Origin of the sequence: Bradyrhizobium sp. LMTR 3, assembly GCF_001693485.1 — a bacterium.
In the GTDB taxonomy this organism is placed as follows: domain Bacteria; phylum Pseudomonadota; class Alphaproteobacteria; order Rhizobiales; family Xanthobacteraceae; genus Bradyrhizobium.
Genome location: NZ_MAXC01000012.1, coordinates 995,209 through 1,005,583, shown reverse-complemented (window position 1 = coordinate 1,005,583; position 10,375 = coordinate 995,209). Strand labels below are relative to the sequence as shown.

The window sequence follows — 10,375 nt, the reverse complement described above, 5'->3', positions numbered from 1 at the left end:
CTCGCCTATCTCACCGACGTCCTGACCAAGATCGTCAACGGTCATCCGAACCGCGACATCGACCAGCTACTGCCCTGGGCCTACCGCGCTCAAGCCCTCAAAGCCGTGGCCTGAGAACGACGCTTACCTTGTTAGTGCCCGCTTTCGCCGAGATCTTCGGCCCCGTTCTGGCCGCCCTGCGATTCAGGGGTAACGCGCCATCACTGTCCTCTCCGCACTCTACGCCGGATCACACGTGCAGGAGATCGCAAACCTGCATCCGACCCTGCTCGGTCCTCGAGTGGCGGTACATAGGTTTTAGCCATGTCATCGAACTGACTGAGCGCCTTCGGTGGTCGCAATTCCACTCTCGATCTCACCCGGAACATGTCGGCATCGACGGTAGCGCGCAAGACATGGCCTTTGGTCCTCGCGTTGAAATTGAGGCCGAGCAGGAAATGGGCGGGGAGGCCCGTCACAACCACCAGATGCATTGCAGATCACGCAGCACCGCGCGTTCCCTTACATCACGGTTCTGCTGATTCGACAGCCCAAGACTCCACAGAACCTCGGGATTCCCTGTCGGCGTAACCTGCCACGTGAATAAACACCTGTCCGATGGTGTGAGGGCGCTCTGTTGCTAAAGTTTGAACACAAGAGGCGACTGTCGTGGCTTAACGCGCGTTGTTGTCGTGTTCAGCCTTGTCCAGGTGAAGACGTCTATGTTCGGAACTTGACACTAAGGCTTGAATATTACGCCGGTGCACCATGGAGTAGATGAATTTGTATCTCCTCAAGCAAGGCTCGCGGCCTTTTTTGGCACGGCGATTGCTCGGAGCGGTGACCTTTGCCAATTCGCGGCCTCGCGGTCCTGACCCAGGAGTCCAAAATGAAACCTCTCGATACATCCAAATCAATAGTATCGACGCAGCACTCCTGAGTGCGGCTCCGATAATTGAAGTTGACTGTTTACGTAACAGCGAAAGAGATGCAAGAGACGGGGCTCAAAAAGGGCCGTCACTGTCATTCCGGGCGGCTCAAAAGAGCAGAACCCTGATTCTGGAGATTTTCGGGTTTGTCCATGGCTGCGCCATGCCCACGAATTACGCCGAAGATAGCGAAAGCACGTTAATGTCCCACAGCCCGATCGACCTGCTCGCCATCCTTGACCTCGAACCAATCGAGGTAAACCTGTTTCGTGGCAGAAGCCCGAAGACAGGTTTGCAGCGGGTCTTCGGCGGACAAGTAATCGGGCAGGCGATGGTCGCGGCGTGCCTAACGGTCGAGAGCTGGCTGCCGCATTCGCTGCATTGCTATTTCATGCTGCCCGGCGACCCGCAGAGTCCGATCATCTATCGGGTCGAGCGTCTGCGCGACGGCAAGAGCTATTCGACGCGCCGCGTCACCGCGATCCAGCGTGGCAACGCTATTTTCTCAATTATCGCCTCTTTTCACGCTGAAGAGCAAGGGCCCTTCGATCATCAGGACAAAATGCCCGACATGCCGTCGCCGGAAAAACTCACGGCGGGGGAATTGTCCAACCGGCCGATATTTCCCGAATCGCCGGAATTCATCCGCGACTATTATGCGATCGAGTTGCGCCCGGTCGAGATCGGCCGTTATTTCGGTCAGAAGATCGACGATGGCCGCATTCATGTCTGGATCAAGATTTCCGCTAAACTGCCCGACGATCCGGCGCTGCATAGGTGCGCGCTGGCTTATGCCTCGGATTTCTCGTTGCTCGATGCGGTGATGGCGCGCCATGGCAGCACGCTTTTCGACGAGCGCTTGAGGCGGACAAGTCTCGACCACGCAATGTGGTTTCACCGCCCGTTCCGCGCCGACGACTGGCTGCTCTACGCTAGGGATTCGCCAAGCGCACAAGGCGGACGCGGTCTCGCGCGCGGGCTGATATTCAAGCGCGACGGCAGGCTGGTGGCGTCCGTCATCCAGGAGGGCTCGATACGCGAGCGCCGCTGAGCCTTAGAATGCAAGAGAGACCCTTAAGGTGCTTAGCGCGTGTCACGGATCTCAAAAGCGCACCGAGAGCTGCAGACTCAACGTTGATAAGCTCAATCAATGGATGCATTGACGTTCGAACGCCTGCGCTGCCTTGAGTGCTCACATGAACATTCGAAGGTCTTGTGGTGATCGGGCTCGGCGCGACTCCTGCACCATCCGCTAGGGGATGCAACAATTCGCGCCCTAGTCGACTACCAATGCTAGTAATTGACCTACATAACACATGCATGTCAATGATGAGCGGGCCGGCCAAGCGTAACCAAGGAGTTCGGCATGCAGCATGAACCACAATCTGTTGTCGCCTGCTGCCCTGATCGATGCGCGGCCTCGTCGCGTGCAGAAATCCTGTCCACTGAGGTCTGCTCCAACCGTGACCTCTCCTTTCTCATGGAAGCGCATGATAGGCTCTCCGGCGCGGTCACCGAGCGCGCCGATCTGAAAGCGCTCTGGACAACTAGCCTATCGATAACATGCTCTCATGGTTACCACAATTCGAACGAAGCGTCAGCCGACGAGCTCGTCGACCGGGTCGAGCGCATCATAGGTTCGACCGATCCGCGTGTGCTGGTTTATGGCTATGGCGACTTCGGAAATTTTGACAATGAGCGCCTCCTGGCACGCAAGCTCATCAGTCGCGCTCGTTGGAAACGAACAGCCTCGAGTTGGCCCGTATCGACCCATCGAGGCAGGCAATTCGTTTTCGAAGTCCGCTCGGACATCAATGGATCCAAAGATCACACTCGTCGAGATCTCTGGCGGCTGCAGAAAGTAAGGAGGCGGGCTGTTCTGTGGCACCAATGAACAGGCCCCACCAGCTGAGTCTGCGAGGATAGCTCGATAAGGGAGATACGGCATGCGGAGCAATGACGAAATGAAGCTCGGACTGTACCTCGTTCAGACTGGATATCACGAGGGTGCATGGCGCGATCCGAGCGCCCCACCGAATGGTGGAATTGATATCGACCACTATGTTCATCTGGCAGCCCTTGCCGAAGGTGCGGCATTTCACTTCGTATTTTTCGCAGATACCCCAAGCGTAGTAGAACGAGATAACGCAAGTATAGCTCGTGCAGGCCGAAACGATGGGTTCGAGCCAATCACACTGTTGTCAGCGCTTTCATCGAGAACGCAGAACATCGGCCTTGTCGCGACAGCGACGACGACGTACCAGCAGCCTTATCATCTTGCGCGCATGCTCGCATCACTTGACCACCTATCGCGGGGACGCGCTGCCTGGAACATTGTAACCTCGGGATTTAAATCCGAAGCCCCAAATTTTGGCTACAAGGAACTTCCAGATCATGACACGCGCTATGCACGAGCGAGAGAATTCGTAGAAGTTGTCAAGGGGCTTTGGGACTCCTGGGAAGACGGCGCTTTCATTCGAGACAAGCAAAGTGGGATTTTTGCTGATACATCGAAGCTACATTTGCTTAACCACCGAGGCGACTACTTATCAGTTAGAGGGCCACTGAACACCGCAAGACCGCCGCAAGGCTATCCCGTGTTGGTTCAGGCTGGCGCATCGGAGGCCGGAATAGCGTTCGCTTCAGAACTCGGCGAGGTTGTGTTCACCGCCGAACCTTCTTTGGAAAACGGTAAGCGATACTACGCAACACTCAAAGACAAAGCGCGCGCGCTTGGGCGGGAGGACGATCAGGTGCTAGTTATGCCGGGCATCGTCCCGATCGTTGGGAGGACCAAGCAAGAAGCGCTTGAGAAGCTTCAAAGACTACAATCCTATACGCACATTGACCTTCAAATTGAGACGGCCGATCGTTGGCTGGGGTTTGTCACCGACCTGCATTCGATAAATCTCGATTCATTGGTCCCTGCTGCGTTACCGCAGACGAATTTGATCCAGAGTCGTCAGAAAGTGCTCCTCGACCTGGCCGCTCGCCAGAAATTCACCTGGAGACAACTGATCCGCTTTATATCCGACAGCAAAGGCCATCTTATAGTTGTTGGAACACCGGACGAAATAGCCAACGCAATGGTGGATACATTTGATGAACGTGCGGCCGACGGATTCAACGTATTGCCGGCGACCGTTCCCGGAGGACTCAGGGACTTTGTTGAGCTCGTCGTTCCCGAATTGCGCCGACGGGGCAAATTCAGATCCAGATACTCCGGACGAACACTAAGAGAGAACCTCGGTCTCAAGCGGCCAATCAATCGGTTCACGCAGACAGATGTAAGCGGTCGTCCGTGAGAAAGTGCCGAGGCCGGTCAGCGAGATTCGACTCGGCCTTGGGTCTTGAGATTGCCGGCTTTCGGGGTCTGGAGGCTCGAAAGCTTACAATTCATTTGGACTGAAGCCGTTGGCGCGGCATGTGAGGAGAGGTGAGAACGGCTGCCTCCCGTCTGGGATGACCTTGCCCCACGACTTATTCAGGTTGAAGTTGCTCTGGCCCAAGACAGGGACCAGAGCATGAAGCGCAGCCGTTTTTCGGAAATGCAGATCATCGGGATTTTGAAGGAGCACGAGGCTGGTGTTTCGGTTGCCGATCTATGCCGGAAGCATGGCGTCAGTGACGCCAGTATCTAGAAATGGAAAGCCAAGTTTGGCGGGACGGCGGTCTCAGAGGCCAAGCGGCTGAAGACGCTGGAGGACGAGAACACGCGGCTGAAGCGGCTGCTGGCCGACGCCATGCTGGACAACGCGGCGCTGAAGGACCTCTGGGAAAGAAGTGGTGATGCCCGCGGGGAAGCGGAAAGCTGTCGTCCATCGGCGCGAGGCACTCGGGATGAGCGAACGGCGGGCGAAAGCCATCGGCTGCTGCCGCATGACCATGATACGAGACGACCCGGGCTGACGACGCCGGCCTTCGCCAGCCCATGACGGCGATTGCCCAGGAACGCCGCCGCTTCGGCTATCGGCGCCTGCACGTTCTGCTCAAGCGGGAGGGCTATCTGATCAACCACAAGAATCTCTTCCGGCTCTATCGGGAAGAGAAGCTGACGGTGCGCCCCGTGGCCGCCGCAAGCGGGCGATCGGGATCCGGGCGCCGATGACGATGGCACCGAACGACCGCTGATCGCTTGACTTCGTATCGGATCAGCTCACCAATGGCCGCCGCTTCCGCATCCCGACCGTAGTCGATGATTGCACGCGCGAGTACCTAGCGCTGCTGGCCGACACCTCGCTGTCGGGCACCCGGGTCGCGCGAGAACTGGAGCGGCTGGCGATGGAGCGCTGCAAGCCGAAGATCGTGGTCAGCGACAACGGCAGCGAACTGACCCAACGCCATCCTGACCTGGGCCGACCACAGCCGCGTCGCATGGCACTACATCACGCCGGGCAAGGCGATGCAGAATGCCTTCATCGAGAGCTTCATGTATAGATGGCCCCGCGGATGCAAGGGAATTCGTCATCATTTTGGATAACGGTCCGGTGCGTTCATGTATAGGGCCTGTTACTGCGACCGAAGCCATGGCTGATCCCGATGGAGATCGCGAATTGAGGCCTCATGAAGAGGGCGCGCTTGTTGCACTTAAAGCTCTTGGCTTGTTCGATCCAGCTCCGCCGGTTTCCATCATGCTGTCAATTGCTCTCACACGTGGCCAGGATACGCGGCAGCTCAAGCCGCGAGCTTAGGCCGATAGAATTCCGTCATCATCGCCCAGATGATCCTAGCCAACTTGTTGCAACGGCGATAGCGACGACCATGGCCGACGTCGTTCAAGCAGAGCTTCGATCCAACCGCCTCCGACCCGTGAGCGTGCCTTTGGGTACCGAACGACGTTACGTGCTCCGATGAAAAGCAGGTGCCTGAGATAGGAATCGCCCTGTTTCGTTATCCGGCCGAGTAGGTCCTTCCCGCCGGTGGAATTCTGCTTAGGCGTCACGCCCAGCCAAGCCGCGAACTCTCGCCCGCAGCGGAATATGGTCGGGTCCGCCGCGGTCGCGGCGAGGGCCGTGGCCGTTCTGGGACCAATGCCAGGAATCGAGGAAAGGAACTTCGCCATCGGATTTACTCTCTGGATGTGAGCCAGCTCACCATCGATAGCATCGACCTGCTGGTCCAATTCCTTCAGTTGGTTCACAAGAACAGCCAGTGCCATACGGGCAATGGCAGCTAGCGTCAGCCCCTCGCATCCAACAAGTTCACCAGACCGTCCCCCTTTGGTCCCACAATGATTCCGAACTCAGCAAAATGAGCTCGGATGGCGCAAGACGTTATGGTTCTCGCTGCATGGATGTGAAACACGTGTTTTGAAATATTCAACCTGACTGTCTGACTTCCATTGGTAAATTGCTCCTGTTGGTGGTTCCGTACATTGCCAGTATATCGCCGGCTCCGAGGGAGCGGGGACCCTCTTTGCGGGATGATTTGTTGAACGAGACGCAGTTCACGTCACTGGCCCAAGCCCGCGTCGCACTCGAATGCTGGCGGGTCGATTACAACGACGCGCCACCACACTCGTAGCTCGGATGGAAGACGCCGCCCGAGTTCGCCTTCACCTGCCATCCGCGCCGGGATCTGGCGCTGCGCTATGCCGAAGGCTCCGCGCCAGCTCCAGTAGCTCCCACCGCCCAACCGGGCAAATCCAACGACGGGGGAGCGGACGGCGCTCAGCGAGCGGCCTCGAAGAAGGTGTTCAGAACTCCTTCTGGGATCTGATCCTGGTGAACTTACGCGGCGACCAGCGGTCGACGAATGTACGGTCTGCGGGATATTCGGGGAGGACGCATTTTGGTGGGTCACCCTCTTCTCCTTCCTCTTTTTGGCACTCAACCGTGCCGGTCGAAATAGGCTGAACGCATCATAGAAAAGATACGCGCAAACTGCAGTCTTGACGTTGGCCATTTGTACGCCGCGGCCATATATGGCCGCTCGTCAATTCACTCAGCTGATCGCGGTTGGCGGCGATCTAGTGTAATTGCAAAGCGCTTCCAAATTCGCAGCGATCTGTTTTAATGAATGTGGTGAGCAGATCGAGTAAGCGCAGCCACTCGACCATCCTCTCCGCGCCAACACATCGGGTCACCAGCCTCATATTACCGATGGCCTGCAGATTGGCAGGAATATCGAGTTCGATTTCGAGGACATCTGGCTTCTGGATGATGGCCGTTCTCGAACAGCGCGTATTTGAACGCTTGGACGCGATTCACGAACAGGCCGTCGAAATGCCATTCTATTCGCGGTCGACCCAGACTTCATAACGAATCCTGCCAACAAAGACGGTCGACGCTGCGTGGCTGCACAAAGGAGGTTCGACGAGCTTCATGTTCCTAATCCTTCCATGACCTTCGAATCGTGTGCTCCTTGACCGGCCGTTCCCAAATCCAGGTAGCCATTTTCAAATGTGTCAGCCTACAGAATCCTCGACTTACCGCGATCAAACCCATCAAATACGAGTTCGACGGGAACGGCATGCCGATCTCGTAAGAGCAGCATCAGGCCACATCTCCGACAAACGTCGTAGGCGAGGTGACTTGAGTCTCTCCACCTCACGAATTCGCGGTCTTCAAATATCACGAGCATGGCGCGGCCTTCCTGAAGGTTCCTGAACCGCGAGACCATCGCTCGACCGGTTTCCTCGGGGCCGGAGTCTTCGGCCGACAGAAACGCCCGGAACGGCACGCTTTGCGTCATCTGAAGCTTCCGCTTGCGTCGAAGTTCAGCAAGACGCATGACCGTTCTCCTGTTTGAACGCTGTAATTAATCTCCTTCGATTCGCTGAACTTCGCCGCAACCGCGACATTGATTTTCGCCGCTTCGGCCCGGCCGAGCAGGAGCCGCATCATGGCGAATTGGCAAGCTTCATCGCCAACTCCTGAAACGATCCGCAGAGTTTGTCGACGACCGTTCCTTATTACCTTAGCAATCGGCGGGCCATCCGCGGCATGTGATGCGTGCCTTGCTTGACGAAAGAAGCACACGGCCCGCCAATTCCTGGGTTATGGCCTGCGGTCATTGTCCGCCTTCTCACATATCGGACATGCATGCCACGATGAAGATGGAGGAAGACGATCCCGGTCGCCTCTCGTACCGGGCTTGACCATTGCTTGAGGCCTAGGGCCCCGCGGTGTTCTCGCCTCGATCCGCTTTGCATTGGTGGCGCGTCATCCGGCATCAACGGTCCGGCGATTCCCATGCTGCCCCGCCGGAATGGCGGGGCTGGCAGCCGAGCCAAGAGAAAGTTGAAACCGCGATTGCGCTCGACATCGCACGCTTGGACATCATCCATGAGTAAGAGATATCAAGCGGGGCGCAGATTAAGGCGCGCTCAGCTACAGTTACCAAAGACTGCGCGGTCAGGCCACGAATTGACCGGCCATCTCGTTCGTGGCGCGGCTCCAACGGGAGGCGTCTTACTCCGCTCTGTCGCGCTATAGCCTGTCTGATTTGGTGGGTACCCAAGCGGACCTAGGCAGTGTTTAGTATGGTTGAAGCAATAGGGACCGATTCAGCTGCTCGTAAGCATTGTACAGAGCCACAACTGAGGCCCGGTGTTGTCAAGGCACCCCGTCGTGCCCACTCATCTAAGCGGTCGCTGCGTATGCTTGGCAGATGCAACGGAGAATGAAATGCAACAGCGGAACCCGTTTTCTAGTGGTGGTCGGCCGATCGGACATTTTCGGAACACCGCGTACATGGTCAATAAGAGCCGCCCGTACTTCGATGCAGCCCACGCGGCTGGCCTGATGGCCGTCCAGGGACGTTCCACGACCGGGCGCACGTTTGTTTTGGGGACTGGTCCACTTGGCAGCCGACCGCAGATTGTTGACTTCGTGCGATGCTCCTACCTGGGCTTGGACAATCATCCCGTCATCATCGCTGGCGCGATCGAGGCGATTGAGGCGCATCGGTCGTTGCACTGGTCGTGCGCACGAACGCGGCTCAATTTCGATCTTCTGGCAGAGCTTGAAGTAAAACTGTCGGAGATTTTCCGCTCGCGCGTGCTGGCCTTTTCCACTGTCATGCTCGCCAATCTGGGCGCCATGCCCCTTCTTGCTTCGGGCCAATTGACTGGTGGAAGGAAGCCGGTCGTCGTGTTCGATCGCATCGCACACATGTCGCTGGCCTATCACAAGCCGGTGGTCGCTGATGAAACGCGGGTTGAAACGATTGCGCACAACGACATCGACGCTCTCGAGCGTTTGTGCCGCGAACATCCAGTGGTTGCCTATGTATGCGATGGTGTTTACTCCATGGGTGGCAATTCGCCCATCAAAGAACTGCGCCAGCTCCAGGAACGTTATGGGCTTTTTCTCTATATCGACGATGCTCACGGCATATCGGTGTTCGGGCGCCAAGGCGAAGGATTTGCTCGCTCTCAATTTCCGCAAGTGCTTGGTGACCGCACGATTATAGCAGCTTCGCTGGCCAAGGGATTCGGCGCATCGGGCGGCATGTTGATGCTCGGGACGGCTGACCACGAGGCTCTGTTTCGACGATACTCCATTCCCTATGCTTTTTCGGTAGCGCCCAATCTGGCGGCAGTTGGCGCGGCGCTTGGTTCGTACAAGATCCACCGCTCGCCAGAACTCGGCGAACGGCAGAGGCGGTTGGCGCAACGGATCAAGACCTTTGACCGTCTTGTCGCAACTGCCGAGCAAGGCAGTTCACTTCCGATCAGAATGATAGCTATTGGATCGGAAGCCAAGGCGATTGCAATCGCAAGAGAGCTTCTCGATGTCGGCTTCTATACTTCGGTAACGTTCTTTCCGATTGTAGCACAAGAGAGAGCAGGGATTCGGGTGTGTATTACGGCCGATCATGAAGCCAGCGATATAGAGCGGCTGTGTGACTGCATCTTGGAAAGGGCACCGGACACAACCGCAAACACACGTACGACGTCCTGAGGTGATGAGGGCAAATCAATGGAGGGAATTCATGGAGCTGCCCGCACGACCCAACTTGCTATCACCTTATGCTGACAAGAAGGATGAAAGCGCGCCAACGTTCTTTGTTCGACTTCGAAGGATCTCCGAGCCGTTGAAGCCTCTGTACACGAAGATGAATACTCGTCCCGAGCGCACCTGTGTCCGACTGAGATACGCGCTCATTTTCGGTCTTCTTGCCCAAGGCAGATTTCTCGCGATCGTGGCATCGGCGCGACTGTTCAGAACTACTTTCACGCCATTGAGCGAAGCTCTTTCGCCGCCCGTTCCAGCCGATGCGCTACACGCAAAACGATGACCGGAGAGCTTGTAGCGGTACTCAAGCCGCCCGAATCGACGAAATGGTCAACCCTTCGCCTTCTCGAACGTTTGGCGTTCTTGACCGCAACACCGCTCTTATCGCATGTCCGACCGCTGCGGAGTCAAAATCTTCCACGTGAATATTTAGGCGGCCAGTGCGCTCGAAACCCCAGTGCTGCTTCCAGAATGAGGCACCGAGAACGACGATATTTCCATCTGAGT

The 10,375-nt window shown here is 56.9% G+C and carries 7 protein-coding genes and 2 pseudogenes; 7 read left to right on the top strand and 2 right to left on the bottom strand.

Going from position 1 to position 10,375, the window contains the following annotated elements:
• From LMTR3_RS14045 to LMTR3_RS38905, 5 genes and pseudogenes are all read left to right on the top strand, one after another.
• Nucleotides 1-114 (top strand): transposase domain-containing protein (locus tag LMTR3_RS14045; RefSeq protein WP_065745549.1); only part of this gene is annotated, 114 nt, incomplete at its 5' end.
• A gap of 996 nt (nucleotides 115-1,110) precedes the next feature.
• Nucleotides 1,111-1,959, top strand: a complete 849-nt coding sequence (locus tag LMTR3_RS14040) for an acyl-CoA thioesterase (protein WP_065745682.1) — start codon at nucleotides 1,111-1,113, stop codon at nucleotides 1,957-1,959.
• A 315-nt stretch (nucleotides 1,960-2,274) separates the two neighbouring features.
• A complete protein-coding gene (locus tag LMTR3_RS36400) occupies nucleotides 2,275-2,802 on the top strand; it encodes an isocitrate lyase/phosphoenolpyruvate mutase family protein (protein WP_084029594.1) in 528 nt (175 codons plus the stop codon).
• A gap of 52 nt (nucleotides 2,803-2,854) precedes the next feature.
• Nucleotides 2,855-4,213, top strand: coding sequence for an LLM class flavin-dependent oxidoreductase (locus LMTR3_RS14030; protein WP_065745547.1), 1,359 nt, complete (start codon nucleotides 2,855-2,857; stop codon nucleotides 4,211-4,213).
• 219 nt (nucleotides 4,214-4,432) lie between these two features.
• A pseudogene (locus tag LMTR3_RS38905) lies at nucleotides 4,433-5,337 on the top strand (IS3 family transposase); the annotation flags it as partial.
• 297 nt (nucleotides 5,338-5,634) lie between these two features.
• Here LMTR3_RS38905 and LMTR3_RS14020 read toward each other — a convergent pair.
• Entirely contained in the window at nucleotides 5,635-5,970 is a 336-nt protein-coding gene (locus tag LMTR3_RS14020; protein WP_245319880.1) for a transposase, read from the bottom strand.
• A 353-nt stretch (nucleotides 5,971-6,323) separates the two neighbouring features.
• Here LMTR3_RS14020 and LMTR3_RS37570 point away from each other — a divergent pair.
• A pseudogene (locus LMTR3_RS37570) lies at nucleotides 6,324-6,626 on the top strand (integrase core domain-containing protein); the annotation flags it as partial.
• A 693-nt stretch (nucleotides 6,627-7,319) separates the two neighbouring features.
• On the opposite strand, the gene LMTR3_RS14015 reads toward LMTR3_RS37570, so the two are convergent.
• Nucleotides 7,320-7,640 carry a hypothetical protein gene (locus LMTR3_RS14015; protein ID WP_141686595.1) on the bottom strand — a complete coding sequence of 107 codons (321 nt, stop codon included), beginning with the start codon at nucleotides 7,638-7,640 and terminating at the stop codon, nucleotides 7,320-7,322.
• An 896-nt stretch (nucleotides 7,641-8,536) separates the two neighbouring features.
• On the opposite strand from LMTR3_RS14015, the gene LMTR3_RS14010 reads away from it, so the two are divergent.
• Nucleotides 8,537-9,814, top strand: coding sequence for an aminotransferase class I/II-fold pyridoxal phosphate-dependent enzyme (locus tag LMTR3_RS14010; RefSeq protein ID WP_065745544.1), 1,278 nt, complete (start codon nucleotides 8,537-8,539; stop codon nucleotides 9,812-9,814).
• Nucleotides 9,815-10,375: the final 561 nt, after the last annotated feature.

Bases quoted from the DNA above. Each gene is read 5' to 3' on its own strand.
- LMTR3_RS14040 (WP_065745682.1), top strand. From the start codon at position 1,111: ATGTCCCACAGCCCGATCGACCTGCTCGCCATCCTTGACCTCGAACCA.
- LMTR3_RS36400 (WP_084029594.1), top strand. From the start codon at position 2,275: ATGCAGCATGAACCACAATCTGTTGTCGCCTGCTGCCCTGATCGATGC.
- LMTR3_RS14030 (WP_065745547.1), top strand. From the start codon at position 2,855: ATGCGGAGCAATGACGAAATGAAGCTCGGACTGTACCTCGTTCAGACT.
- LMTR3_RS14020 (WP_245319880.1), bottom strand. From the start codon at position 5,970: ATGGCGAAGTTCCTTTCCTCGATTCCTGGCATTGGTCCCAGAACGGCC.
- LMTR3_RS14015 (WP_141686595.1), bottom strand. From the start codon at position 7,640: ATGCGTCTTGCTGAACTTCGACGCAAGCGGAAGCTTCAGATGACGCAA.
- LMTR3_RS14010 (WP_065745544.1), top strand. From the start codon at position 8,537: ATGCAACAGCGGAACCCGTTTTCTAGTGGTGGTCGGCCGATCGGACAT.